The 25,464-nt window shown below is 71.6% G+C and carries 22 protein-coding genes; 19 read left to right on the forward strand and 3 right to left on the reverse strand.

Going from position 1 to position 25,464, the window contains the following annotated elements:
* Positions 1–3: 3 nt before the first annotated feature.
* Positions 4–366 carry a hypothetical protein gene (locus tag QM595_RS08105; RefSeq protein WP_415171036.1) on the forward strand — a complete coding sequence of 121 codons (363 nt, stop codon included), beginning with the start codon at positions 4–6 and terminating at the stop codon, positions 364–366.
* On the opposite strand, the gene QM595_RS08110 is transcribed toward QM595_RS08105, so the two are convergent.
* On the reverse strand, positions 355–1,851 hold the full coding sequence (locus QM595_RS08110) for a leucyl aminopeptidase (RefSeq protein WP_415171037.1): 1,497 nt from the start codon (positions 1,849–1,851) through the stop codon (positions 355–357). The two genes, QM595_RS08105 and QM595_RS08110, sit on opposite strands and share 12 nt — an antisense overlap.
* 34 nt (positions 1,852–1,885) lie before the next feature.
* Here QM595_RS08110 and gcvT point away from each other — a divergent pair, with 34 nt between their 5' ends.
* The 16 genes from gcvT (at position 1,886) to QM595_RS08190 (ending at position 19,393) form a co-directional block, all read left to right on the forward strand.
* On the forward strand, positions 1,886–2,998 hold the full coding sequence (gene gcvT / locus QM595_RS08115; protein ID WP_415171038.1) for a glycine cleavage system aminomethyltransferase GcvT: 1,113 nt from the start codon (positions 1,886–1,888) through the stop codon (positions 2,996–2,998).
* Positions 2,998–3,255, forward strand: a complete 258-nt coding sequence (locus QM595_RS08120; RefSeq protein ID WP_415171039.1) for a hypothetical protein — start codon at positions 2,998–3,000, stop codon at positions 3,253–3,255. The genes gcvT and QM595_RS08120 overlap by 1 nt, the downstream gene beginning before the upstream one ends.
* The gene (locus QM595_RS08125; RefSeq protein WP_415171040.1) at positions 3,252–4,079 is read left to right on the forward strand and encodes a PhzF family phenazine biosynthesis protein; all 828 of its coding nucleotides are present in this window, start codon (positions 3,252–3,254) and stop codon (positions 4,077–4,079) included. The genes QM595_RS08120 and QM595_RS08125 overlap by 4 nt, the downstream gene beginning before the upstream one ends.
* A 14-nt stretch (positions 4,080–4,093) precedes the next feature.
* Positions 4,094–4,888 carry a thymidylate synthase gene (locus tag QM595_RS08130; RefSeq protein ID WP_415171041.1) on the forward strand — a complete coding sequence of 265 codons (795 nt, stop codon included), beginning with the start codon at positions 4,094–4,096 and terminating at the stop codon, positions 4,886–4,888.
* A 4-nt stretch (positions 4,889–4,892) separates the two neighbouring features.
* A complete protein-coding gene (locus QM595_RS08135; RefSeq protein WP_415171042.1) occupies positions 4,893–5,378 on the forward strand; it encodes a dihydrofolate reductase in 486 nt (161 codons plus the stop codon).
* Positions 5,379–5,419: 41 nt separating this feature from the next.
* The gene (locus tag QM595_RS08140) at positions 5,420–5,815 is read left to right on the forward strand and encodes a VOC family protein (protein WP_415171043.1); all 396 of its coding nucleotides are present in this window, start codon (positions 5,420–5,422) and stop codon (positions 5,813–5,815) included.
* A gap of 10 nt (positions 5,816–5,825) precedes the next feature.
* Positions 5,826–6,752: an LLM class F420-dependent oxidoreductase gene (locus QM595_RS08145; RefSeq protein WP_415171044.1), complete on the forward strand. Its 927-nt coding sequence runs from the start codon at positions 5,826–5,828 to the stop codon at positions 6,750–6,752.
* A gap of 47 nt (positions 6,753–6,799) precedes the next feature.
* Entirely contained in the window at positions 6,800–7,690 is an 891-nt protein-coding gene (gene dapA, locus QM595_RS08150) for a 4-hydroxy-tetrahydrodipicolinate synthase (RefSeq protein WP_415171045.1), read from the forward strand.
* Between the two features lie 15 nt (positions 7,691–7,705).
* On the forward strand, positions 7,706–9,391 hold the full coding sequence (locus QM595_RS08155; protein ID WP_415171046.1) for a ribonuclease J: 1,686 nt from the start codon (positions 7,706–7,708) through the stop codon (positions 9,389–9,391).
* 240 nt (positions 9,392–9,631) lie between these two features.
* The gene (locus QM595_RS08160) at positions 9,632–12,304 is read left to right on the forward strand and encodes a DNA translocase FtsK (protein ID WP_415171047.1); all 2,673 of its coding nucleotides are present in this window, start codon (positions 9,632–9,634) and stop codon (positions 12,302–12,304) included.
* Positions 12,301–13,965: a RodZ domain-containing protein gene (locus QM595_RS08165; protein ID WP_415171048.1), complete on the forward strand. Its 1,665-nt coding sequence runs from the start codon at positions 12,301–12,303 to the stop codon at positions 13,963–13,965. The genes QM595_RS08160 and QM595_RS08165 overlap by 4 nt, the downstream gene beginning before the upstream one ends.
* A 202-nt stretch (positions 13,966–14,167) precedes the next feature.
* Positions 14,168–15,562 (forward strand): 30S ribosomal protein S12 methylthiotransferase RimO, encoded by a 1,395-nt coding sequence (gene rimO / locus QM595_RS08170; RefSeq protein WP_415171049.1) that lies wholly within the window; start codon positions 14,168–14,170, stop codon positions 15,560–15,562.
* Entirely contained in the window at positions 15,562–16,167 is a 606-nt protein-coding gene (gene pgsA, locus QM595_RS08175) for a CDP-diacylglycerol--glycerol-3-phosphate 3-phosphatidyltransferase (protein WP_415171050.1), read from the forward strand. The genes rimO and pgsA overlap by 1 nt, the downstream gene beginning before the upstream one ends.
* Positions 16,168–16,321: 154 nt before the next feature.
* Positions 16,322–18,544 (forward strand): bifunctional metallophosphatase/5'-nucleotidase, encoded by a 2,223-nt coding sequence (locus QM595_RS08180; RefSeq protein ID WP_415171051.1) that lies wholly within the window; start codon positions 16,322–16,324, stop codon positions 18,542–18,544.
* A 16-nt stretch (positions 18,545–18,560) separates the two neighbouring features.
* Positions 18,561–19,046, forward strand: coding sequence for a CinA family protein (locus QM595_RS08185; RefSeq protein WP_415171052.1), 486 nt, complete (start codon positions 18,561–18,563; stop codon positions 19,044–19,046).
* 47 nt (positions 19,047–19,093) lie between these two features.
* Positions 19,094–19,393 carry a helix-turn-helix domain-containing protein gene (locus tag QM595_RS08190; RefSeq protein WP_415171053.1) on the forward strand — a complete coding sequence of 100 codons (300 nt, stop codon included), beginning with the start codon at positions 19,094–19,096 and terminating at the stop codon, positions 19,391–19,393.
* Here the strand turns inward: QM595_RS08190 and QM595_RS08195 are convergent.
* Complete coding sequence (locus tag QM595_RS08195; protein ID WP_415171054.1) at positions 19,390–20,145, reverse strand: DNA-formamidopyrimidine glycosylase family protein; 756 nt, start codon at positions 20,143–20,145, stop codon at positions 19,390–19,392. The two genes, QM595_RS08190 and QM595_RS08195, sit on opposite strands and share 4 nt — an antisense overlap.
* Positions 20,132–24,616, reverse strand: coding sequence for an ATP-dependent helicase (locus tag QM595_RS08200; RefSeq protein WP_415171055.1), 4,485 nt, complete (start codon positions 24,614–24,616; stop codon positions 20,132–20,134). Before QM595_RS08200 ends, QM595_RS08195 begins: the two co-directional genes overlap by 14 nt.
* Positions 24,617–24,684: 68 nt before the next feature.
* On the opposite strand from QM595_RS08200, the gene QM595_RS08205 reads away from it, so the two are divergent.
* Both QM595_RS08205 and QM595_RS08210 read left to right on the forward strand, forming a co-directional pair.
* Positions 24,685–25,227, forward strand: coding sequence for a DinB family protein (locus QM595_RS08205; RefSeq protein WP_415171056.1), 543 nt, complete (start codon positions 24,685–24,687; stop codon positions 25,225–25,227).
* The gene (locus QM595_RS08210; protein ID WP_415171057.1) at positions 25,224–25,418 is read left to right on the forward strand and encodes a DUF3046 domain-containing protein; all 195 of its coding nucleotides are present in this window, start codon (positions 25,224–25,226) and stop codon (positions 25,416–25,418) included. Before QM595_RS08205 ends, QM595_RS08210 begins: the two co-directional genes overlap by 4 nt.
* Positions 25,419–25,464: the final 46 nt, after the last annotated feature.

Below are 25,464 nucleotides of genomic sequence, written 5' to 3' on the forward strand. Positions count from 1 at the left end.
CCCATGTCGTTCCTCGACCGCTTCCGCCGCGGCTCCTCGCCCCGTACCAGGGGTCCCGCTCGTGACGGCTTCCGCACCGGCTCGACGCGGGTGCGTGCCGCCGACACGACCGACGTGACCCATCTGACCGAGTGGCTGACCCAGCGCAAGGGCGTGGAGGGGTTCGTCGAGCCGCGCACCGCGGTCAGCGACGTGACCCTGCTGCTGGTCGCCCACGACGGGGAGTGGACCCGACGCCGGGTGCCGAGCGTGCAGTGGGCGCACCGTTTCTGCAACGACCACCAGGTGCCCTCCTATGACGCCGCCGTGGTCGGCGTACCCCAGCGGATGCGCGACTACAACCGCCGCAAGAAGTCAGGCGAGTGACCGCAGGTAGTCGACCAGCGTCGCCACGGCGACACCGGTCGCGCCGGGCGTGAGGTGACCCACCGCGCCCCCCGAGTTGTACGCCGGCCCGGCGATGTCCAGGTGTCCCCAGGGCAGTCCGCCGGTGAACTCGCGCAGGAACGCGGCCGCGTAGAGGCCGCCGCCCCACCGGATGCCGTCGTACTGCGCCAGGTCGGCGACCTTCGAGGACGTGATCCGCTCGACCATCACCGGCGGGATCGGCATCGGCCACGACTCCTCGCCGGCCGCCTCGGCCGCCGCCAGCAGCCCATCGACCACCTCGGGCGTGCCGAGCACGCCGGTGACCCGGTCGCCGAGCGCGGTGATCATGTGGCCGGTCAGGGTGGCGACGTCGACGACGACATCGGGCTGGACCTCGGTCGCCCGCACCAGCGCGTCGGCCATCACCAGCCTGCCCTCGGCGTCGGTGTTGCTGATCTCCACCGTGGTGCCGCCGTACGTGGTCGCGACGTCGCCCGGCCGCATCGCGGACCCGGAGACCATGTTCTCGGCGATCGGCACGAAGACCGAGAGGCGCACCGGCAGCGCCAGCGTGGAGGCCGCCAGCGCGACCTGTAGAACGGTGGCGGCGCCGGCCATGTCCTGCTTCATCGCGCGCATCGAGCCGCCCGGCTTGAGCCACAGCCCGCCGGAGTCGAAGGTGATGCCCTTGCCGACCAGGGCGACATGGCTGCTGGGACCGGCCGGGTCGTAGGTGAGCTCCACCAGCCGTGGCGGCGCGGCCGAGCCGAGGCCGACGGCGAGGATGCCGCCGCAGCCGAGCTCGGCCAGCGCCCCCTCGTCGTGGACGGTGATGCCGATCCGGGTGGCCGGCTTGCCGGCGTTGTGGGCCTTGACCGCTGCTGCGATGGCCTCGGCGAAGGCCGGTGGGGTGAGGTCCGCGGGCGGGGTGTTCACCCAGTCCCGGGTGGCGTTGACCGCCGCCGCGACGACCCTCGCCCGCTCGAAGGACTCGGCGATCTCGCGGCGGCGGGCACCCGGGCTGAGCACGATCACGTCGCCGGGCGCGGCCGACTCGGTCGACTGCTTGTAGGCGGTGAAGGCGTAGCCGCCCAGCATCAGCCCCTCGGTCACCGCGCGGACCAGCTCGGCGGTGTCGGCGGGGAGCGCGACCGCCACCGAGGTGGCGTTGGGGACGGCCCGAGCCGCCGCGCCGGCCGCCCGCCGTACCGCATCGGGACTGACCTCGCCGCCCAGCCCCACCAGCACCAGCAGCTGTGTGGCCAGCGCGTCGCCGGCGGGCAGCCGGGTGACCTCGCCCTGCCGGCCGGTCACGCCGAGGGTCGCGAGCAGCGGCCGGAGCCGGCGGCCGAGCGCCTCGGCGACGTCCTCGGCACCCGGCGCCAGCCGCGGCGAGCTGCCGTCCTGCAGCACGCCGACGACAACCGCCTCGGCGCGGGTCTTGGCCGGGCTGGCGGTACGAAGGGAGTAGGTGGCGGTCATGGTTGCGGAGCCTAGGTGACGGTAGGTTTCGGGCATGGCCGAACCTCAGGCAGACCTGTCCCAGTCGCCGCTCCACGACCGCCATGTCGCGCTGGGCGCCAAGTTCGCCGAGTTCGGTGGCTGGTCCATGCCGGTGGAGTACTCCGGGGTGCTCAAGGAGCATGCCGCCGTGCGCGAGTCGGTCGGCGTCTTCGACGTCAGCCACCTGGGCAAGGTGCTGATCACCGGCCCGGGCGCGAAGGAATTGGTCAACCAGACGCTCTCCAACGACCTCGACCGGATCCCGCCGGGCAAGGCGCAGTACACCCTCTGCCTCGACGACGCGACCGGCGGCATCGTCGACGACCTCATCGCCTACTACCTCGACGACCGGCACGTGCTGCTGGTGCCCAACGCCGCCAACACCGCGGAGGTGGTACGACGCCTGGCCGCGGTCGCGCCCGAGGGCGTCACCATCACCGACCACCACCACGACTACGCGGTCATCGCGGTGCAGGGCACCAGGTCCGACGAGACGCTGGCGAAGGTCGGCCTGCCGGTCGGCCACGACTACATGAGCTTCGTGCGGGCCGAGTTCGGCGCGCTCGACGTGGTCGTCTGCCGGACCGGCTACACCGGCGAGCGCGGCTACGAGCTGATCGCCAAGAACGACATCGCCGGCGAACTGTGGGACCAGATCCTGGCGGCGGGGGAGGAGTTCGGCATCCTGCCGTGCGGCCTCGGCGCCCGCGACACGCTACGCACCGAGATGGGCTATCCGCTGCACGGCCAGGACATCTCCCTCCAGGTCACCCCCAACCAGGCGCGACTGGGCTGGGCGGTCGGCTGGAAGAAGGCCGCTTTCTGGGGCCGGGACGCGGTCCTGGCCGAGAAGGAGACGGGTCCCCGGCTGATCCTGCGCGGCATCGTGGCCACCGGACGGGGCATCCCGCGGCCGCACCAGCAGGTCTTCCTCTCCGAGCACGTCCCCGTCGGCGAGGTCACCTCGGGCACCTTCAGCCCCACCCGGAAGAAGGGGATCGGGCTGGCGCTGGTCTCCACCGTCGTCGACCCCGATGCGGAGGTGGCCGTCGACGTGCGCGGTCGCCGCGAGATCTTCCAGGTCACCCCGCCGCCGTTCGTCGACCCGTCCGTGAGGGAGAGCTGATGTCACTGCCCGACCTGCCGCCCACCTTCCGCCAGCCGGCGCCCGCCGAGCGCCCCTGGTGCTGGCGGCTGCTCGACGCGGCCGGGTCCGAGGTCGCCGTGGCCGAGGAGTACGGCGACCAGCGGTTCGTCTCCCAGGGCGACGCCGAGTCGTGGCTCGGCGAGATCTGGCACGAGCTGGCCGACCTCGGCGTCACCGCGGTGATCCTGGTCGAGCACGACCGCGACGTCTACGGCCCGATGTCGCTCGAGGCATGAGACAGCTCCGCCAGGTCGACGTCTTCGCCGCGACCCCGCTGCTGGGCAACCCGGTCGCGGTCGTCCACGACGCCGACGGACTCGCCGACGACGAGATGGCCGCCTTCGCGCGCTGGACCAACCTCTCGGAGACCACCTTCCTGCTCGCACCCACCGAGCCGGAGGCCGACTACCGGCTGCGCATCTTCACCCCGGGCGGCGAGCTGCCGTTCGCGGGCCATCCGACGCTCGGGTCGGCGCACGCCTGGCTGGAGGCCGGCGGCGTGCCGCGCGGTGCCGGGGTGGTGCAGGAGTGCGGCGTCGGGCTGGTCCGGTTGCGTCGTACCGACCGGCTCGCCTTCGCGGCCCCGCCGCTGCTGCGCTCCGGACCGGTCGCGGCCGACCTGCTCGACGACATCGTCGCCGCGCTCGGCATCGACCGCGACGACGTGCTGGACGCCGCCTGGGCCGACAACGGACCGGGCTGGGTCGGCGTACGGCTGGCCAGCGCCGAGGAGGTGCTCGCCCTGCGCCCCGACTTCGCCGCCCTGCCCGCCGAGGTCGGCGTCGTCGGCCACCACCCGGCCGGCGCCGAGTGCGCGATCGAGGTGCGCGCCTTCTGCCGGCCGGCGATGGGCGTCACCGAGGACCCGGTCACCGGCTCTCTCAACGCCTCGCTGGCACAGTGGCTCACGACGAGCGGCGTCCTGCCGCCGTCGTACGTCGCGGCCCAGGGGCGTGCCCTGGGCCGGGCCGGCCGCATCCATGTCGACACCGACGCGGCGGGCGTGATCTGGGTGGGCGGGGACACGCTGACGACCATCACCGGCACCGTCGCGATCTGAACTAGGCTCACCCTGTGCGGCAATATCTCGACCTGGTGCAGCGCGTCCTCGACGAGGGCGTCGAGAAGGGTGACCGCACCGGCACCGGCACGCTGAGCGTGTTCGGGCACCAGATGCGGTTCCGGCTCGACGACGGCTTCCCGCTGCTGACGACCAAGCGCGTCCACACCCGGTCGGTCTTCGGCGAGCTGCTGTGGTTCCTGCGCGGCGACACCAACGTGCGCTGGCTGCAGGAGCGCGGCATCACCATCTGGGACGAGTGGGCCGACGAGAACGGCGACCTCGGTCCGGTCTACGGCGCGCAATGGCGGTCCTGGCCCGCCCCCGACGGGCAGCACCTCGACCAGCTCGCGACGGTGATCGACCAGCTCCGCCTCGACCCCGACAGTCGCCGCCACATCGTCTCGGCCTGGAACCCCGTCCAGATCCCCGAGATGGCGCTGGCGCCGTGCCACTCGCTCTTCCAGTTCTACGTCGCGGACGGCCGGCTCAGCTGCCAGCTCTACCAGCGCAGCGGCGACGTCTTCCTCGGTGTGCCGTTCAATATCGCGTCGTACGCCCTGCTCACCCACATGGTCGCCCAGGTCACCGGCCTCGGCGTCGGGGACTTCGTGCACGCCCTGGGCGACGCCCACCTCTACCTCAACCACCTCGACCAGGCGCGGCTGCAGCTGACTCGCGAGCCCCGGCCGCTGCCCCGGCTGGTGCTCAACCCGGAGGTGAAGGAGATCGACGCCTTCGAGCTCGAGGACATCGTGGTGGAGGGCTACGACCCCCAGCCGGGCATCAAGGCCCCCATTTCTGTCTGAGAGCGTGTTCGAGGTGCCAAGAAAGCGGGTCGTGCTGGTGGCGGCGGTGGCCGACAACGGCGTCATCGGCCACGGGCCCGACATCCCGTGGTCGATCCCGGGGGAGCAGGCGGAGTTCAAGGCGCTCACCCTGGGCCACACGCTGGTGATGGGTCGGACCACCTTCGAGGCCATCGGCCGGCCGCTGCCCGGCCGGACCACGATCGTGCTGACCCGCGATCCCTCCTGGTCCTACGACGGCGTGCTGACCGCGGCCTCCTTCGAGGACGCGCTGGCACTCGCGGCGGGGATGCCCGGCGACGTCATGGTCGCCGGTGGGGCCCAGGTCTACGCCGCCGCGCTGCCCCACGCCGACGAGCAGGTCCTCACCCGCGTCCACCTCTCGCCATCCGGCGACGTGACCTATCCGGCCTATGACGAGACCGATTGGATCGAGACCGCCCGCGAGCCCCACGAGGCCTACGACCGCGTCTTCCTGGAGCGTCGCTAACCCGGTTGCGGAGGCTGCCGGGGCCCGGCCAGGGTGGGGGCATGACGTCGTACATCGCCCACACCAGTGTCGACTGCCGCAACGCCTACGAGCTCTCCGAGTGGTGGAAGGGGCTGCTGGACTACACCGAGCTGCCCGACGACCCCAACGAGCCGGGGCACGAGTTGTGCCTGATCCTCGACCCCGAGACCGGGCACCGGGTGCTGTTCATCGAGGTCCCGGAGGAGAAGGCGGTCAAGAACCGGCTCCACTTCGACCTGCGCCCGCGTGAGCGCACTCGCGACGAGGAGGTCGAGGCCGTGGTCGCCCTCGGCGCCACCGTGGTCGCCGACCTGCGCGGCATCCACGGACCGGGCAGCGGCTGGGTCGTCATGGCCGACCCGGAGGGCAACGAGTTCTGCATCCTGCGCTCCGATGCGGAGCTCGCGGGCTCGTAGGGTGGGCGCCATGGAGCTGCGCATCTTCACCGAGCCCCAGCAGGGGGCGACCTACGACGACCTGCTGACCCTCGCGAAGGAGGCCGAAAGCCTCGGCTGCGGGGCGTTCTTCCGCTCCGACCACTACCTCAAGATGGGCGACGTCGACGGCCTGCCCGGGCCGACCGACGCCTGGACGACGCTGGCCGGGCTGGCCCGCGAGACCGAGACGATCCGGCTCGGCACGCTGGTCACCAGCGCCACCTTCCGACACCCCGGCGTGCTGGCGATCCAGGTCGCGCAGGTCGACCAGATGTCTCGGGGCCGGGTGGAGTTCGGACTCGGTGCGGGCTGGTTCGACGCCGAGCACGCGGCGTACGGCATCCCGTTCCCGGGGGTCAAGGAGCGCTTCGACCGGTTCGAGGAGCAGCTCGCCGTCATCACCGGGCTGTGGAGCACGCCGGCCGGGGAGACCTTCGACTTCGCCGGCGAGCACTACCGGCTCAGCGACAGCCCGGCGCTTCCCAAGCCCGCCCAGCCGCACGTCCCGGTCATCGTCGGCGGTGCCGGCAGGCGTCGTACCCCGGAGCTCGCGGTGAGGTACGCCGACGAGTTCAACGTCGCGTTCAGCAGCGTCGCCGACACCCAGGAGCGCTTCGACCGGGTCTACCGCGTCGCCGACGAGCGAGGCCGCGGCCGCGCCACGCTGACGATGTCGGCGGCCCAGGTGGTCTGCGTCGGCGCCGACGAGGCCGAGGTCGAGGCCCGCGCCCGGGCGATCGGCCGCGAGCCTGCCGAGCTGCGGGAGAACGGCGCCGCCGGCACCCCCGAGGAGGCGGTCGAGCGGCTGCGCTCCTTCGCCGAGATCGGCGCCGAGAGGATCTACCTGCAGGTGCTGGACCTGGCCGACCTCGACCACCTGCGCCTGGTCGCGGCGGAGGTCATGCCGCACGTGTGAGGCTCGTGGAGTGAGGCTTGCGGGACGAGTGGCGATACCCTGGGGCCATGACCGCGACCGCTCCGTTCGGCACTCTCCTGACCGCGATGGTCACGCCCTTCAAGCAGGACGGGACGGTTGACTTCGACGGAGTCAAGAAGGTCGCCGAGCATCTGGCGGAGCACGGCCACGACGGCATCGTCGTCTCCGGCACCACCGGTGAGTCCCCGACGACCACCGTCGAGGAGGACGGGCTGATCTTCCGCGCGGTCCGCGAGGCCGTCGGCGACAGCCTCACCCTGGTGGCGGGCGTCGGCACCAACGACACCAAGACCACCCTGGAGCTGGCCGCCCAGGCCGAGGCCAACGGGGCCGACGGCCTGCTGCTGGTGACGCCCTATTACAGCAAGCCCGGCCAGGCTGGCCTGCTGCACCACTTCAAGCAGGTCGCCGACGCCACCACGGCGCCGATCATGCTCTACGACATTCCCGGCCGCACCGGCACCAAGATCGCTGCGGACACCTACCGGGAGATCGCCACCTGGGGCCGCGTCGCGGCGGTCAAGGACGCCGCCGGCGACCCCACCCAGGTGGTGCTGCTCACCGACCTCGGCTTCGCCGTCTACTCCGGCGACGACCCGCTCACCCTCGGCTTCCTCGCCTACGGCGCGGTGGGTGTCGTCTCCGTCGTCGCCCATGCCGCCGGCAACGAGATCCGCGCGATGATCCAGGCCTTCCTCTCCGGCGACCTCACCACCGCGCAGAAGATCAACGCCCAGCTCCAGCCGGCCTACGGCTCGCTCATGGGCGTGCCCAACTACGGCGCCACCACCGCCAAGGCGGCACTCCAGGCGCTCGGCGTCCTCGACAACCGCGTCGTCCGCTCGCCGCTGGTGCCGCTGGACGACGCCGAGTTCTCCGCGCTGCGCGACGGCCTGGCCGCCGCCGGCCTCCTCTGATTCGTTAGGACACGCATGTCACACCCGCATCCGGAGCTCTCCGCGCCTGCACCACTGGAGAAGGGAGCCCTGCGGGTCATTCCCCTCGGCGGGCTCGGCGAGGTCGGTCGCAATATGACCGTCTTCGAGTACGACGACAGGCTGCTCGTCCTCGACTGCGGCGTGCTCTTCCCCGAGGATCACCACCCCGGTGTCGACCTGATCCTGCCCGACTTCGGACCGATCCGGGACCGGCTCGACGCCATCGAGGCCGTCGTACTCACCCACGGGCACGAGGACCACATCGGCGCGGTGCCCTACCTGCTGCGGGAGCGCCAGGACATCCCCCTGGTCGGCTCCCGGCTGACCCTGGCGCTGACGGCGTCCAAGCTGCGCGAGCACCGGCTGCGTCAGACGGTCCAGCACGTCGTCAAGGAGGGCGACCGGATCTCCTTCGGCCCCTTCGACCTGGAGTTCGTGGCGGTCAACCACTCCATCCCGGACGCGCTCGCGGTCGCGATCCGCACCGGCGCCGGCCTGGCGCTGGCCACCGGCGACTTCAAGATGGACCAGCTGCCGCTCGACGGCCGGATCACCGACCTACGCGCCTTCGCCCGGCTGGGGGAGGAGGGCGTCGACCTCTTCCTGACCGACTCCACCAACGCCGAGGTGCCCGGTTTCACCACCTCCGAGCGCAAGATCACCCCGGCAGTCGAGCAGGTCTTCCGCGAGTCCGAGCAGCGCATCATCGTGGCCTGCTTCGCCTCCCATATCCACCGGGTCCAGCAGATCCTCGACGCCGCCGCTCAGCACGGCCGCAAGGTCGGGTACGTCGGCCGCTCGATGGTTCGCAACATGCAGATCGCCGCCGAGCTCGGCTATCTGCACGTGCCGCCCGGGGTGCTGGTCGAGGCCAAGACCCTCGCCGACCTGCCGCCGGACCGGCAGGTGCTGGTCTCCACCGGCTCGCAGGGCGAGCCGATGTCGGCGCTGAGCCGGATCGCACAGCGCTCCCACAACTTCGTGCGGATCGAGCCCGGCGACACCGTGCTGATGGCCTCCTCGCTCATCCCCGGCAACGAGAACGCCGTCTACCGCGTCATCAACGGCCTGGCCCGGCTCGGCGCCAAGGTGGTCCACAAGGGGAACGCGCTGGTGCACGTCTCCGGCCACGCCTCGGCCGGCGAGCTGCTCTACTGCTACAACGTCGTACGTCCCCGCAACGTGCTGCCGGTGCACGGCGAGATCCGGCACCTGCTGGCCAATGGCGACCTGGCGCGGGCGGTCGGCATCGACAACGTCGTCATCGCCGAGGACGGCGTCGTCGTCGACCTGGTCGACGGGGCCGCCCGGATCGCCGGCAAGGTCGACTGCGGCTACGTCTTCGTGGACGGCCAGTCGGTCGGCGACATCACCGAGTCCGAGCTCAAAGACCGCCGCATCCTCGGCGAGGAGGGCTTCATCTCGATCATCGTGGTGGTCGACTCGGTGAGCGGGAAGGTGGCCGGCGGTCCCGAGATCCACGCCCGCGGCAACGCCTGGGAGCCGGGGGCCTTCGACGAGATCAGCCAGCCGATCGTGGACGCGGTGAACGCCGCCATCGGCGAGGGCGTCACCGACACCTATCAGCTGCAGCAGATCGTTCGCCGGGTCATCGGCCGATGGGTGTCCGACACCCACCGCCGCCGGCCGATGATCATCCCCGTGGTCCTCGAGGCCTGAGCCGAGTCGGCAGAAGTGCTGGTCTGAGGAGGCCCGAGTCGGCAGAAGTGTGACTCTGAGGAGGCTCGAGTCGGCACAAGTGCAGGCCCGGTACCTGCACTTCTGCCGACTCGGCGTGTTGAGGACCTGCACTTCTGCCGACTCGGCACCTCTGGGACCAGCACTTCTGCCGACTCGGCGTTTGCGACACGCACTCCTGTGATGCGTGTGACTGGTGTGACTGTGAAATAGGTTGGTCTCATGGCGACCCGTACGTCTTCCCCGGCGGGTTCGCGAAGCAAGGGCACGTCCTCCTCCACAGGTGGGGGGAAGGGCTCGAGCACGCGCACCCGCAGCACAGGTTCTGCAGCCGTCAAGCGATCAGCGTCCCGTACGACGGCGCGCAAGCCAGCCGCGCGCGGCAGCGCCGCACGCCGGCCGGCCCCCCGCGCCGTCCGCACCGGACGCGGTCCGGTGGCCGGCCTGTTCCTCGCTCTCTTCCGGGGCGTCGCGGCGATCTGGCTGGCCATCGCCCACGGCATCGGGTCGCTCGCCCGCGGCATCGGCCACACCGCCCGTGACCTCGACCCCGAGCACCGCCGCGACGGCGCCGGGCTGTTCGTGCTCGGTTGCGCGCTGGTGGTCGCCGGCGCGGTCTGGTTCGGCATCGAGGGTGGCGTGCTGGGCTTCGTGCGCAGCGTGGTCACCGGCACCGTCGGCAAGGTCGGCTGGCTGGTGCCGCTGGCACTGGTCTATGTCGGCCTCCGCACCATGCGCGACCCGATCGCCACCGGACCGGCCGGTCGCCAGGTGGTCGGCTGGAGCGCCATCGGCCTGGGCGTGCTCGGCGTCGTACACATCGCCAACGGCAACCCGCAGCCGCAGGGAGGGAACGCCGACGCACTGCAGGGCGCCGGGGGAGCCGTCGGCTATGTCGTCAGCGCGCTGCTGCTCGACCTGCTCCGCTCGTCGTACGTCGTGGTGCCGCTGCTTGTGCTGCTGGCCTTCTTCGGCGTGCTGGTGGTGACCTCGACGCCGCTGTACCAGGTGCCGCACAAGCTCGGCGCGCTCCGCGACCGGCTGATGGGCTACCACGAGGACGACGAGTTCAGGGTCGGCCCCCACGACACCCAGCCGGTCGCCAAGCGCAAGCGCAAGGCGGCGCTCGGCAACGACACAGACAGCTTCATCGATCCCGACATGGGTGACCCCGCCTACGACACCCCGCTGGTCGAGGAGGGGCGTCAGCGGCGCAAGAGCGAGCTCACGAAGGTCAGCCTCGACGACCTCTTCGCCGACGACCCGTTCCCGGCCGAGGAGGCCGAGGCGGTGGCTCCCGCGCCGGGCGAGCCGACGGTACGTCGGACCAGGCCGGTCGAGCCCAAGCCGGACACCAAGACCGAGTTGGAGCCGCCGCCGCACACCCCGCTGCCGCCCCGCGTCGAGCAGCTCACCCTGGCCGGCGACGTCACCTACACGCTACCCGGCAACGACCTGCTCAAGCCGGGCTCGCCGCACAAGCCGCGGTCCAAGGCCAGCGACGACGTGGTCGACCGGCTCACCGGCGTGCTCGACGAGTTCGGCATCGACGCCTCGGTCACCGGTTACACCCGCGGTCCGACGGTTACCCGCTACGAGGTCGAACTCGGCCCGGCGGTCAAGGTCGAGAAGGTCACCGCGCTCAGCAAGAACATCGCCTACGCCGTCGCCAGCGCCGACGTGCGGATCCTCAGCCCGATCCCCGGCAAGTCGGCGATCGGCATCGAGATCCCCAACACCGACAAGGAGATCGTCTCCCTCGGTGACGTGCTTCGCTCCAACACCGCGCGCGCCGACCACCACCCGATGGTGGCCGGGCTCGGCAAGGACGTCGAGGGCGGCTTCGTGGTCGCCAACCTGGCCAAGATGCCGCACCTGCTGGTGGCCGGCGCCACCGGCTCCGGCAAGTCCTCGTTCATCAACTCGATGATCACCTCGATCCTGATGCGGGCCACCCCCGACGAGGTACGGATGATCATGGTCGACCCCAAGCGGGTCGAGCTCAACGCCTACGAGGGCGTGCCGCACCTGATCACCCCGATCATCACCAACCCGAAGAAGGCCGCGGAGGCACTGGCCTGGGTCGTGCGCGAGATGGACCTGCGCTACGACGACCTGGCCAACTTCGGCTTCCGGCACGTCGACGACTTCAACAAGGCGGTCCGGGCCGGCAAGGTGGAGGTTCCGCCGGGCTCGGAGCGGGTGTTGACGCCGTACCCCTATCTCCTCGTCATCGTCGACGAGCTCGCCGACCTGATGATGGTCGCCCCTCGCGACGTCGAGGACGCGGTCGTCCGCATCACCCAGCTGGCGCGCGCCGCCGGCATCCACCTGGTGCTGGCGACCCAACGGCCCTCGGTCGACGTCGTCACCGGCTTGATCAAGGCCAATGTGCCGTCTCGGTTGGCGTTCGCCACCTCCTCGCTGGCCGACTCCCGCGTCATCCTCGACCAGCCGGGCGCCGAGAAGCTGGTCGGCCAGGGCGACGGGCTGTTCCTGCCGATGGGCTCCTCCAAGCCGATCCGAGTGCAGGGGTCCTGGGTGAGCGAGGCCGAGATCCACGGCGTGGTGAAGGCCTGCAAGGCACAGCTGGAGCCGAGCTACCGCGAGGACGTCACCGTGCCGGCCTCCTCCAAGCGGGAGCTCGACGACGACCTCGGCGACGACCTCGAGCTGGTGGTCCAGGCGATCGAGCTGGTCGTCTCGACGCAGTTCGGGTCCACCTCGATGCTGCAGCGCAAGCTCCGGGTCGGCTTCGCCAAGGCGGGCCGGCTGATGGACATCATGGAGAGCCGCGGAGTGGTCGGCCCTTCCGAGGGCTCGAAGGCGCGTGACGTGCTCGTCAAGCCCGACGAGCTCGACAGTGTTCTCGCGACATTGCAGGGGGAGCTGTGAGCGAACAGAAGGACCAGATCCCGCAGTACGCCGGACCCGCATCCGCGCCGCCGGCGCATCCACCCGTGCCGACGGACTCAGAGGTCCTGACCGACATCGTCGAGGACGCCGAGGCGGTCGGCCCGACCGTCGAGATCGGCCGCAACGGGCGGCTCACCGCCGTCGTCGGCGGCCTCGCTGCGGTCGTGGCACTGGCCTTCCTGATCCGTCATCACGGCCCGGTCGACGTGGTGGTGGGACTGGTGCTCGCCGCTCTCGCGGCCGGCCAGCTGTGGAGCGCCTGGGACTCCAGGACGCCGCTGCTGGTCGCCGACCCGCTCGGCGTACGGCTGCGGCTGGGTCGGGCCTGGCAGGGGATGCCGTGGAGCGACCTGGAGGAGGTCGAGCACCAGCCCCGGACGTCCTGGTGGCGCGATGGTCGGCTGGTGCTGCTGCCGCGTCAGGAGCAGGCCCAGGTCGAGGCGCTCTCCGCGGCGGCTCGCCGCCATACGAGGGTCTCCACCGCACTCTACGGCGCTCCGTTCGCGCTGCCGCTCGGGCTGACCACCACGGTTCTCGGAGGCGGTGCCGAGCTGTCCTCGTGGCTCGCCGGCCTGGCGGGCGAGGCGACCACCGTCGTCGAGATCGACCCGGGGATCGGCGCCGAGGAGGATCCCGCCGACGTGTCCTCCACCATCTCCGAGACCGCCGAGCGGCCGCTGGTCGCCAGTCCCACGCCCTCGCCGCTGCGCGAGCCGACCGTCGCGGTCCGTGCGGAGATCAGCCGGGACCGGGATCTCACCGTCCTTGGCGCCAACGCGCTCCGGATCGACCACGACGAGTCCGGCAGGACCGGGTCGGAGCTGCCCGAGGTGGGCGAACTGCGGCGCGCCGAGGATCCGTACGTCGGCTTGGACGCCGAGCCGTTCGTCGAGCTGGCGGAGGACGGACCTGAGCTCGCACTCGACCCCATCATCGGCCCGGACCTGGCCGCCGCCCGGGAGCGGATCGGGCTCTCCGTCGACCAGCTCGCCGAGCGCACCCGGATCAGGCCGCATGTCATCGAGGCAATTGAAGTCGACGACTTCGCGCCCTGCGGTGGCGACTTCTACGCCCGCGGCCACCTGCGCACCCTGGCCCGCGTGCTCGGCGTCGACGCTGGCCCCCTGCTCGCCAGCTACGACACGACCTATGCCGACAGCCCCATCGACGCCCGCCGCGTCTTCGAGGCCGAGCTGGCCACCGGCGCCGGCGGCCCGATCCGTCGGCTCAAGGGTGGCCCGAACTGGTCGGTCCTGGTCGCCGCGGTGATGGCGATCGTGCTGGCCTGGTCGATCGCCCGACTGGTCTTCAACGACTCCTCGAAGCCGACCGACTCGGCGATCAGCCTGTCCAGCGGCTCCGCGGGCACCACCAACCCCTATGGCAACGCGGCTGCCGCCGTGCCGGTCGTGATCACCGCCGCCAGCGGCGGGGCGGAGGTGGTGGTCCGGGACGGCAAGGGCGACGTTGTCTTCAACGGCAGCCTCGCCTTCGGCGAGTCCAAGACCCTCCAGGCCTCCCCACCGGTACGGGTGCAGTCCTCCGACGGCTCCGTCACGGTCTCCGTCGACGGCGCCGCGGCGACGGCTTTGGGGGAGACCGGCGCCGCCGCCCAGCAGACCTACACCGCCTCCAAGTGAGCAGCCCCAAACTGACTCAAGATCAGCGGTGAGCAGCCCCAAACTGACACCACGTCAATGGTGACCGGTCGCAAACTGACAAGGCTTCTTTGTCAGTTTGGGGCTGCTCACCGGGGTTGGGGTGTCAGTTTGGGGCTGCTCACCCAGGGTGGGGTGTCAGGATGCGACGGCTCGGCGGGCACGACACTAGGCTGGCGAGGACATGACGACCGAACAGATCAGCGACCAGCTCTCCGTCGCGATGGTGACCCTGGGGTGCACCCGCAACGAGGTCGACTCCGAGGAGCTGGCGGGACGACTGGCTGCCGGCGGGTTCCGGCTGGTCAGCGATCCGGCGGAGGCCGACACCGTCGTCGTCAACACCTGCGGCTTCGTCGAGCAGGCCAAGAAGGACTCCGTCGACACCCTGCTGGAGGCCGCCGACCTCAAGGAGACGGGCAAGGCCCAAGCGGTCGTCGCGGTTGGCTGCATGGCCGAGCGCTACGGCAAAGAGCTGGCCGACTCGCTGCCCGAGGCCGACGCCGTGCTGGGCTTCGACGACTACCCCGACATCGCCGCCAAGCTGCGCGCCGTCGTCGCCGGCGAGGCCCACCATCCGCACACCCCCAGCGATCGGCGGCTGCTGCTCCCCATCAGCCCGGTCGAGCGTGACGCCAGTACCGTGGTCACCCCTGGCTTCGACGAGATCAGGACCAGGCTGGACGACGGCCCCTGGGCGCCGCTCAAGCTCGCCAGCGGCTGTGACCGCCGCTGCACCTTCTGCGCCATCCCGTCCTTCCGCGGCTCCTTCGTCAGCCGCCGGCCCAGCGACGTGCTCCACGAGGCTCAGTGGCTGGCCCAGCAGGGCGTCAAGGAGCTCTTCCTGGTCAGCGAGAACTCCACGTCCTACGGCAAGGACCTGGGCGACCTGCGACTGCTGGAGACGCTGCTGCCCGAGCTCGCCGCGGTCGAGGGCATCGAGCGGGTCCGGGTCTCCTACCTGCAGCCCGCCGAGACCCGCCCCGGCCTGATCCAGGCCATCGCGACCACGCCGGGCGTGGCGCCGTACTTCGACCTCTCCTTCCAGCACGCCGCCAACGCGGTGCTGCGCCGGATGAAGCGGTTCGGCGACCCCGACTCCTTCCTGGGGCTGCTCGACCAGGTCCGCGCCCTTGCGCCCCAGGCGGGCGTGCGCTCCAACGTCATCGTCGGCTTCCCCGGCGAGACCGAGGCGGACCTGGAGATCCTCTGCGACTTCCTGGCCGCCGCTCGGCTCGACGTCACCGGCGTCTTCGGCTACTCCGACGAGGAGGGCACCGAGGCCGCCGGCTTCCCCGACGACCTCAAGCTCGACGAGGACGAGATCCGGGCCCGCCAGGAGCATGTCCAGGCCTTGGTCGAGGACCTCAACGCCCAGCGCGCCGAGGAGCGCGTCGGAGAGTACGTCGAGGTGCTGGTCGAGTCCGCCGACGAGGAGTGCGCCGGCCGGGCGGCCCACCAGGGCCCCGAGGTCGACGGCGTCACCTACCTGCTCGACTCGACACCGGCCGTCGGCGAGGTCGTCCGCGCCGAGGTCGTCGGCACCGAGGGCGTCGACCTGATCGCGAGGGTGGTGTGATGGCCGAGCAGAAGGTCAGCAACTGGAACGTCCCCAACCTCCTCACCACCTTGCGGATCGTGCTGGTGCCGTTCTTCGGGTGGGCGCTGCTGGCCGACGGCGGCGACAATGCGGTGCTGCGCACGCTGGCCTGGGTGATCTTCGTCGCGGCGATGGTGACCGACAAGATCGACGGCGACCTCGCTCGCAAGCACGGTCTCGTCACCGACTTCGGCAAGATCGCCGACCCCATCGCCGACAAGGCGATCACCGGGATGGCCTTCATCGGGCTCTCGATCGTCGGCGACATCTGGTGGTGGGTGACCATCGTCGTGTTGTTGCGCGAGTGGAGCGTCACCCTGCTGCGGCTCTCCATCCTGAAGAAGGTCGTCATCCCCGCCGACCGGCTCGGCAAGCTCAAGACCGTGGTCCAGGCGGTCGCGCTCGGTGGCCTGGTGCTGCCGCTGCGGGACAAGGAGCTCGCCGAGTGGTGCCACACCCCGGGAGAGGTGCTGTTCTACGCCTTCCAGGCCTGCCTGGCGGTCGCCGTTGTGCTCACGCTCTGGTCGGGCGCGGCGTTCTTCGCCGGCGTCTGGCGCCAGCGGGACGCGCTGCGCGCAGCCTGAGCCTGTCACCCGGTCGCGACTCGCCGATGCCGCCGGTGAAACTGTCGAGTCATGCCGAAACAGAAGTTACACGACGTTCACTTCCGTGCCTGTTTCCGTCATCTGTGAGCGGTTAACGTGACCCGGTCAATCACCTAGTCCGGAGGAATTTCCTGTGCCACGACCTCTCCCGAGGAATCAAGGCGCGGCCGCGCGACGAACGCGGCTGGTCGCCTCAAGCTGTGGTCTCGCGCTCACCGCGACCTCGCTCAGCATCCTGGCCATCGCGCCCGCTGAGGCGGCGGACGCGGTGTCGATCCGGCTGCTCAACATCAACGACTTCCACGGCCGCATCGACACCAACACCACGGCCTTCGCAACCACGATCGAGCAGGAGCGAGCCGAGGCCGGTGAGGACAACACCCTGTTCCTCTCCGCCGGTGACAACGTCGGCGCGTCGCTGTTCGCCTCCTCGATCCAGGACGACGACCCCACCATCGACGTGCTCAACGCGCTCGACCTGCAGACCTCGGCGGTCGGCAACCACGAGTTCGACAAGGGCATGGACGACCTGACCGACCACATCGAGGAGAACGCCGACTGGACCTACCTGGGCGCCAATGTCTACGAGTCCGGCACCACCACCCCGGCAATGCAGGAGTACGAGCTGTTCGAGGTCGACGGTGTGACCGTCGGCGTGATCGGTGCGGTCACCGAGGAGACCCCGAGCCTGGTCTCGCCGGCTGGCATCGCCGACCTCGACTTCGGCGACCCGGTCGAGGCCGTCAACCGGGTGGCCGCCGAGCTCACCGACGGTGACGACTCCAACGGTGAGGCCGACATCCTCGTCGCGGAGTACCACGAGGGCGCCAGCGAGGGCTCGGACGAGTCCGACCTCGACACCCAGGTCGCGTTGGGCACCGCGTTCGCGGACATCGTCAACGACACCTCGGCCGCGGTGGACGTGATCTTCACCGGCCACACCCACATGGAGTACGCCTGGGACGCGCCCGTCCCCGGTGACTCGACCAAGACCCGCCCGATCCTGCAGACCGGCTCCTACGGCGAGAACGTCGGCGAGGTGGACCTGACCTACGACCCGGACTCCGATGAGGTGACCGCCTACGCCGCGCAGAACGTCGCGCGGGTGACCACGGCCGACACCTCCTACGAGCGGGTCGCCGAGGTCGACGAGATCACCACCGCGGCCCTGGCCTACGCCGCGGAGATCGGCGACACGCCGATCACCACGATCACCGACGACGTGACCACCGCCTTCAGCAGCGGCACCTACACCGACGGGGTCTACACCGGCGGCACCCGCGACAACCGGGCGGCCGAGTCCACCCTCGGCGAGCTGGTCGCCAACGCGCTGCGCGACGGCGCCGAGGCGTTCGCCGAGGTCGACCTGGGCGTGACCAACCCCGGCGGCCTGCGCGCGGAGCTCTACTACGCCGGCGACACCTCCAGCAACGAGGCCAACACCGACGGCGTGGTCACCTACGCCGAGGCCAACTCGGTGCTGCCCTACTCGAACACCATCGCGGTGGTCACGCTGACCGGCGCCCAGCTCAAGGAGGTGCTGGAGGAGCAGTGGCAGCCGAGCGGCAGCTCGCGGCCCTACCTGCAGCTCGGGCTGTCGGACAACGTCTCGGTGACCGCCGACGCCACCGCCCCGGAGGGTTCGCGGATCACCTCGGTCTACATCGACGGCAAGCCGATCGACGACACCGCCAGCTACAACGTCTCGACCTTCTCCTTCCTGGCCCAGGGCGGCGACAACTTCACCTCCTTCACCGAGGGCAGCTACTACGACAGCGGCTATCTCGATGCCCAGCTGTGGCGCGAGTACCTCGCCGCCAACACGCCGATCAGCCCCGACTACGCCCGTCAGCAGGTCTTCGAGTCCGGTCTGCCGAACTCGGTCACGGCCGGGGGCCGCTACACCTTCACGTTGGGTGTGAACAACGCCGATGCCGGGACGACGTACCCCCTGACGGGTGAGACGCTCGACCTCACCTCGCTGGGATCGCCGCAGAACACCAGCGTGGCGATCACCGCCGTCACCTCCGCCGGTGAGACCTCCCTGGGCACCGCCGCCGTCACGAATGGCACCGCCACGGTCAGCCTCGCCATCCCGGCAACGCTGACGGCGGCCGGTGAGATCGAGCTGGTCGCCCAGCCCTCCGGCACCACGGTCACCATCCCGCTGGCCGCATCGTCGGCGACGACCGACGACGGCAAGGCCAAGAAGATCGCCGCCGTCAAGAGCAAGCTCAAGAAGCTCAAGAAGAAGTTGAAGAAGGCCAAGAAGGCCCACAAGACCGTCAAGGTCAAGAAGCTGAAGAAGAAGATCAAGAAGCTCAAGAAGAGGCTCAAGAAGCTTCGCAAGAGCTGACGATAGGGTCGCTGGCATGACCGGTCCGGCCGCGCGGGTGCACGAGTTGCTCCGCGCGGCCGGCTGGTCGCTGGCCACGGCCGAGTCGCTCACCGGCGGCCGGCTCGCCGCCCGGCTCACCGACGTACCCGGCTCCTCGGCGACCTACGTCGGCGGCGTGGTGGCCTACGCGACCGAGCTGAAGATCTCGCTGCTGGGCGTCCCGGCCGACCTGGTCGAGGCCCATGGCGTCGTCTCCGCCGAGTGCGCGCAGGCGATGGCCGCGGGGGTCCGCAAGGTGACCGGCGCCGACATGGGCGTCGCCACGACCGGGGTCGCCGGCCCCGACCAGCAGGAGGGCAAGCCGGTCGGCACCGTCTTCGTCGGCATCGCGTGGCCGAGCGGCGTACGGTCCTTCCGCTACCGCCTCGACGGCGATCGCACCAGCATCCAGGAGGCCAGCTGCGACGCCGCCCTCGACGCGCTGGCGGGGGCGCTGCAGGAACAGACGGCTCTCGGGTAGCGTTGGGGCCAAGCACAGTTTCGAGCAGATGTAGGGAGGCAGTCCGCATGGTGCTGTTCCGTCGGCTTCTCGGCGACGTCCTCCGCACGCAGCGGGTGGAGCGCGGGATGACCCTGCGAGAGGTCTCCGCGACGGCCCGGGTCAGCCTCGGCTACATCTCCGAGATCGAGCGCGGCCAGAAGGAGGCCTCCTCCGAGCTGCTGGCCTCGCTGTGCCGGGCCCTCGACGTCCGCCTCTCCGATGTGCTGCACGAGGTGTCCCACGCCGTCGCCGTCGAGGAGGCCGCCACCGCGCCCACCCCGATCCCGGTGCGCACCGACGCCGAGGTCGTCGCCTCCGCGGCCTAGGCGTTCTGACAGCTCGGGCAGAAGTACGCCGGCCGCGTGCCGCCCCGCTCGACCATCTCCAGCCTCCGCACCGGCGTGCCGCAGCGCCGACAGCCGGCTCGCTCCCGGCCGTAGACCGCCATCGAGGCGGGCGCTCGGTGCTCGATCGCCTCTCGCAGCTTCAGCCGCGCCACCCTGACCATCCGGGTCAGGTCCTTGACCTGCCGCACCGGCATGGTGGGGTGGACGCCCATCGTGAAGCAGGTCTCCGCCGCCCAGATGGTGCCGAGCCCGGCCAGCGAGGTCTGGTCGCGCAGCGCGTCGAAGACGGGCTCGTCGGGGTGGGTCAGCAGGCGTCGTACCGCCTCGTCCTCGTCGAAGTCCTCGCTCAGCAGGTCCGGCCCGAGGTGGGCGTAGGCCCGCTGCTCGTCGGCGCGGGGCAGCAGCTCGACCACCCCCAGGCTGAACCCGACCGCCTGGCCGGCCTCGGTGGCCAGTACGACGCGGGCGGTGTGTGCAGGCTTGGGCCAGTGCTGCCCGGGGCGCAGCGCCACCCAGGAGCCGTCCATCCGCAGATGGGTGTGGAGCGTCCAGCGCTCGCCGATCCGGGTCAGCAGGTGCTTGCCGTAGGTGACCGTGCCGATCACCGGCTGCCCGCTCAGGTCGGCGGTCGCGATGGCGGGGACCCGGAAGTCGGTGCGGGTGAGGACCTGCCCGGCGAGAGCCCGATCGAGCCGCCGCGCGGTGCGCCAGACCGCGTCACCCTCGGGCATCGAGCCTCAGTCCTTTCGGCGTGGCGGTGAAGCCGGCCAGCTGCAGCGCCTGCCGGAGCGGGGTGTCCGCGCCCAGGAGCCTGTCGCCGTCGGCGCGCTCGACGGTGAGCCGTCCCAGCGAGCCTCGGCGCACCGCGGCCGCGAGCGCGGCCGCGGCAGGTGTCAGCGCGTCGAGGTCGTCGGACCAGGAGAGCAGCGTGCGGCCGCCGCGCTCGACGTAGAGCGTCAGCGCGCCGTCGACCAGCACCACGAGACCGCCGGCCTTGCGACCGGGGCGATGCCCTTCGGCATCCGGCCAGGGCAGCGCCGCGCCGTAGGGGTTGGCCGGATCGGTCGCCGCCAGCGCGACCGCGAGCCGCTTCTCGCCCGGCTCGATGAACGTGCGCAGCCGGTCCACCGAGCCAGGTGTGCCGAACTGCGCCGCGCCCAGGCCCTCGACGAAGTAGCCACGCCGGCAGCGGCCGGACTCCTCCAGCGCGCTGAGCACCTTGTAGACCGCGGCGAAGCCGCCCGGCGTCCGCTCGCTGGCCACCGCGCCGCGGGTGACGACGCCATGACGCTCGAGCAGCCGCTCCGCGGCGGCGTGGGCGCGCCGGGTCGGGTCGGCGTCGATGGCCGGCAGCAGCGCCCACCGGCCCGCGGTCCCGGGCGGTCCGGTGCGGGTCGGCAGCCGTGGCCGCCCGCCGGTGACCCGCGCCCGTGGCGGGGTACGACGACTCCGGTGCGACGGCGTGCCGGTGCGAGTCAGCGCTCGGAGCGGGGCCAGGGTGTCGTTGCCGACGTGGCCGGCCCAGACCAGCTCCCAGAGCACAGCGCTCAGCGCGGCGTCGGTGCTGCCGACCGCGTCGGCGAGCTGGCGGAAGAACCATGCGCCGCCGGGCGCGAGCGCGTCGAGCACCGCCCGGGCCAGTTCGTCGTCCACCGGCTCGGGCGTGGGCAGGGTGAGGTCGGCGGTGTCGGCGAGATGCAGCGAGACCCAGCCGTCGGCGCCGGGCAGCGAGCCGTGGCCCGCCCACAGCACCTCGCCGGTCGCGGTCAGCTCGTCGAGGTAGGACGGCTCGTAGTCGCTCACCCGAGAGGCCAGCACCAGTGACTCCAGCGCGCTGGCCGGGACCGGGCAGCCGGCCAGCTGGTCGACCACCGCGAGCACGCCGTCGATGCCGCGCTGCCGTCCGCCCACGCCCTGCCAGGCCGGCAGGAACCGGCCCAGCGTCTCGGGCGAGACCGGCTCGATCTCGTGACGGAGCCGGGCCAGCGAGCGACGCCGCAGGGTGCGCAGCACCTCGGCGTCGCACCACTCCTGGCCTGCGCCGGTCGGACGGAACTCCCCGTCCAGCACCCGGCCGCGGGCCGCCAGCCGCTGCAGGGTTTGCCGGACGACGGCCACGCCGACGCCGAGCCGGGCGGCCGCCTCCTCGGCGGCGAAGGGGCCGTGACAGCGCGCGTAGCGCGAGACCAGGTCGCCCAGCGGGTCCTCCACCGACTCCGCGAAGACCGCCGGCGTGCCGGGCGGCACCGGCACGCCCAGACCGTCCCGGAGCCGGCCGACGTCCTCGACCACCGCCCAACGGGCCTCGCCGGCCATCCGCACCTCGACGACCCGGCGCGCCGCGACCAGCCCTGACAGGGCAGAGCGCCAGTCGACTCCCTCCTGGGAGCGCTCCGCGACCTCCGCCGACGTCAGCGGGCCGACCAGGCGCAGCAGGTCCACCAGCCCCTCGGGGTCGCGAGCCCGCCGGTCGGGGGCCAGCCGCTGCAGCTCGGCCTCCAGCTCGGCGAGCACCTCGGGATCGAGCAGCTCGCGCAGCTCGGCGCGACCCAGCAGCTCGGCGAGCAGGCCCTGGTCGAGGGTCAGCGCCGCCGCTCGCCGCTCGGCGATGGGGGAGTCGCCCTCGTACATGAACTGGGCGACGTACCCGAACAAAAGCGTCCGTGCGTAGGGCGACGGCGACTGCGTCGACACCTCGGCGACCGCCACCTCCCGCCGCTCCACGCGACGCAGCAGCGTCACCAGCGCAGGCAGGTCGTAGACGTCGCGCAGGCACTCGCGCACCGCCTCGAGCACGATCGGGAACGAGGGGTATTGCGCGGCGACCGACAGCAGCGCCGCCGAGCGCTGCCGCTGCTGCCACAGTGGACTGCGCCGGCCGGGATCGCGGCGCGGCAGCAGCAGCGCCCGCGCCGCGCACTCCCGGAACCGGGACGCGAACAGCGCCGAGCCGCCCACCTCGGTAGTGACGATGCCCTCGATCTCGTCCGGCTCGAAGACGACCAGGTCGGCGCCCGGCGGCTCGGCCTCCGTGTCCGGGATCCGCACCACGATGCCGTCGTCGCTGGCGACCGCGTGGCTCCCCGGGTTGGCGACGCCGTACCGCTCCCGTAGCCGTGCGTTGATCGCCAGCGCCCACGGGGCGTGCACGGGCGTGCCGTAGGGCGAGTGCAGCACCAGCCGCCAGTCACCGAGCTCGTCGCGGAACCGCTCCACCAGCAGCGTGGTGTCACTCGGCACCTGCCGGGTGGCCTCGGCCTGCTCCCTGACATAGCCGACCAGGTTGGCCGCCGCCCACTCGTCGAGCCCGTCCCTGCGGGCCCGGGCGACCGCCCTCGCCTCGGGCAGCGAGGCCAGCTCGCGGGTGAGGCCGCCGATCGCCTCGCCCAGCTCCGCCGGCCGGCCGAGAGAGTCGCCCTTCCAGAACGGCAGCCGGCCGGGCACCCCCGGCGCAGGCGTGACCAGCACCCGGTCGTGGGTGATGTCCTCGATCCGCCAACTGGTCGCGCCGAGCGCGAAGACGTCGCCGACCCGTGACTCGTAGACCATCTCCTCGTCGAGCTCGCCGACCCGTCGGCCGGTGCCCTCTCCCACCAGATAGACCCCGAACATGCCCCGGTCGGGGATGGTGCCGCCGCTGGTGACGGCGAGCCGCTGCGCCCCGGGCCGGCCGGTCAGCGTGCCGGCGATGCGATCCCAGACGATGCGCGGCCGCAGCTCGGCGAACTCGTCGCTCGGATAGCGACCGGCCAGCAGGTCGAGGGTCGCGTCGAAGGCGGCGCGCGGCAGAGACGTGTACGACGCGGCCCGCCTGACCAGCTCGAACAGCTCGTCGACCTGCCAGACGTCGAGCGCCGTCATGGCGACGACCTGCTGGGCGAGGACGTCGAGCGGGTTGGCCGGCACGCTCAGCGACTCGATGGCACCGGTGCGCATCCGCTCGACCGCGACCGCGGTCTGCGCCAGGTCGCCGCGGTGCTCGGGGAAGAGCACGCCGCGGGAGACCTCGCCGACCTGGTGGCCGGCCCGGCCGACCCGCTGCAGCGCGCTGGCCACGCTCGGCGGCGACTCGATCTGGACCACCAGGTCGACCGCGCCCATGTCGATGCCGAGCTCGAGGCTGCTGGTCGCGACGACGGCCGGCAGCCGGCCCGCCTTCAGGTCGTCCTCGATCTGGGCCCGCTGCTCCTTGGAGACCGAGCCGTGGTGGGCCTTCGCGATCACCGGCGGGGCGCCGTGGCTCTGTCCCGACTCGGCCATCACCTGAGCCGGCACCCGGTCGCTCTCGTGTCGCTGTGCCTCTGGCTGGGCGGCGATCTCGTTGAGCCTGGCGGTCAGCCGCTCGGCGAGCCGCCGGGAGTTGGCGAAGACGATCGTGGCGCGGTGCTGCTCGATCAGCGTCGCGACCTGCTCTTCGACGTGCGGCCAGATCGACTGGCTGCGTTGCGGGTCCTGCTCGTCGTACTCCTCCGGGGCGGTCATGTCCGGCACCGGCACCACGACGCGCAGATCCCACTGCTTGGCGGCGGGCGGCGCGACGATCTCGACCGGCGCGGTGCCACCGAGGAACCGGGCCACCTCCTCCAGCGGGCGCACCGTCGCCGACAGCCCGATGCGCTGGGCGGGTTTGTCCAGGAGTGCGTCGAGCCGCTCCAGGCTCAGCGCCAGATGGGCGCCGCGCTTGGTGCCGGCCACCGCGTGCACCTCGTCGAGGATCACCGTCTCGACGGATCGCAGCGTCTCGCGGGCCCGGCTGGTGAGCATCAGGAAGAGGGACTCGGGCGTGGTGATGAGGATGTCCGGGGGAGCGGTGCCCAGCCTGCGCCGGTCGGCGGCGGGCGTGTCGCCGGAGCGCACCCCCACGCGTACGTCGGCCACCGACTGCCCGAGCCTCGCCGCGGTGTGCCTGATGCCGACCAGCGGTGCCTGCAGGTTGCGCTCGACGTCGACCCCGAGCGCCTTCAGCGGACTGATGTAGAGCACCCGGGTGCGCTCGGCCTTCGGCGGCACCGGCGAGGTGAGCAGTCCGTCGAGCGCCCACAGGAACGCCGAGAGCGTCTTCCCGGACCCGGTCGGGGCGACCACCAGTGCGTGCCGGCCGTGGCTGATCGCCTCCCAGGCGCCCTCCTGCGCAGGCGTGGGAGCGGCGAAGGCAGCCTCGAACCACGCCCGGGTGGGCTCGCTGAACCGGTTGGCTGACACGGGGCCCATCCTCTCTCGCGCCGCCGACAATTGTCGGCGGCCCTCGGGACCGATGGGATGCTGGGGCAGTGAGCGCTGTCCCGATCCCGCCCGAGCCCGACACCAAGGACTGGACCTGGGTGCTGGAGCGAGCCTGCCCGGAGTGCGGCTTCGTCGCCGACGAGGTCACCGTCGACCAGCTCGCGCCGATGATCCGCGACAACGCCACCGGCTGGGAGGCGGCGCTCGCCGGCCCCGAGGTGACGACGCGACCGCGCCCGGGCGTGTGGTCGACGACCGAGTACGCCTGCCACGTCCGCGACGTCCACCGGATCTTCGCCGAGCGGGTGCGGCTGATGCTCGACGAGGACGAGCCGAGATTCGCCAACTGGGACCAGGACGTCACCGCCGTCGAGTCGCGCTACGACCTGGCCACCCCCACCGTCGTCGGCCCGGAGCTGCTCGATGCGGCCGACGCGGTCGCCGCGATCTACGAGTCGGTGCCACCCGACGCCTGGGGCCGCCGGGGCCTCCGCTCGAACGGCAGCGTGTTCAGCGTCGAGTCGATCGGCCGCTACCACCTCCACGACGTGGTCCATCACCTCTGGGACGTGGCAGAGTCGACGTCGTGAGGCATACCGAGCTGTGGCGGCGGTTGGAGCGGACGCTCGGGCCGGCCTACTACGAATACTGGGCGGGCAGCTTCGCCATCACCGAGCTGCAGTCGCAGACGGTGCGGGAGGCGCTGGCGGCGGGCACGCCTCCGAAGGAGGTCTGGGAAGCGGTGCACCGGGTGCTGGAGCTTCCCGCGTCGGAGCGGTGACACGCCACGACACGCGCAGCCACAATGCCATGATCGAACATCTGTT

It is taken from the genome of Nocardioides sp. (genome assembly GCF_047607185.1).
GTDB lineage: Bacteria > Actinomycetota > Actinomycetes > Propionibacteriales > Nocardioidaceae > Nocardioides.

Bases quoted from the DNA above. Each gene is read 5' to 3' on its own strand.
- QM595_RS08105 (WP_415171036.1), top strand. From the start codon at position 4: ATGTCGTTCCTCGACCGCTTCCGCCGCGGCTCCTCGCCCCGTACCAGG.
- QM595_RS08110 (WP_415171037.1), bottom strand. From the start codon at position 1,851: ATGACCGCCACCTACTCCCTTCGTACCGCCAGCCCGGCCAAGACCCGC.
- gcvT (WP_415171038.1), top strand. From the start codon at position 1,886: ATGGCCGAACCTCAGGCAGACCTGTCCCAGTCGCCGCTCCACGACCGC.
- QM595_RS08120 (WP_415171039.1), top strand. From the start codon at position 2,998: ATGTCACTGCCCGACCTGCCGCCCACCTTCCGCCAGCCGGCGCCCGCC.
- QM595_RS08125 (WP_415171040.1), top strand. From the start codon at position 3,252: ATGAGACAGCTCCGCCAGGTCGACGTCTTCGCCGCGACCCCGCTGCTG.
- QM595_RS08140 (WP_415171043.1), top strand. From the start codon at position 5,420: ATGACGTCGTACATCGCCCACACCAGTGTCGACTGCCGCAACGCCTAC.
- QM595_RS08145 (WP_415171044.1), top strand. From the start codon at position 5,826: ATGGAGCTGCGCATCTTCACCGAGCCCCAGCAGGGGGCGACCTACGAC.
- dapA (WP_415171045.1), top strand. From the start codon at position 6,800: ATGACCGCGACCGCTCCGTTCGGCACTCTCCTGACCGCGATGGTCACG.
- QM595_RS08155 (WP_415171046.1), top strand. From the start codon at position 7,706: ATGTCACACCCGCATCCGGAGCTCTCCGCGCCTGCACCACTGGAGAAG.
- QM595_RS08160 (WP_415171047.1), top strand. From the start codon at position 9,632: ATGGCGACCCGTACGTCTTCCCCGGCGGGTTCGCGAAGCAAGGGCACG.
- rimO (WP_415171049.1), top strand. From the start codon at position 14,168: ATGACGACCGAACAGATCAGCGACCAGCTCTCCGTCGCGATGGTGACC.
- pgsA (WP_415171050.1), top strand. From the start codon at position 15,562: ATGGCCGAGCAGAAGGTCAGCAACTGGAACGTCCCCAACCTCCTCACC.
- QM595_RS08185 (WP_415171052.1), top strand. From the start codon at position 18,561: ATGACCGGTCCGGCCGCGCGGGTGCACGAGTTGCTCCGCGCGGCCGGC.
- QM595_RS08190 (WP_415171053.1), top strand. From the start codon at position 19,094: ATGGTGCTGTTCCGTCGGCTTCTCGGCGACGTCCTCCGCACGCAGCGG.
- QM595_RS08195 (WP_415171054.1), bottom strand. From the start codon at position 20,145: ATGCCCGAGGGTGACGCGGTCTGGCGCACCGCGCGGCGGCTCGATCGG.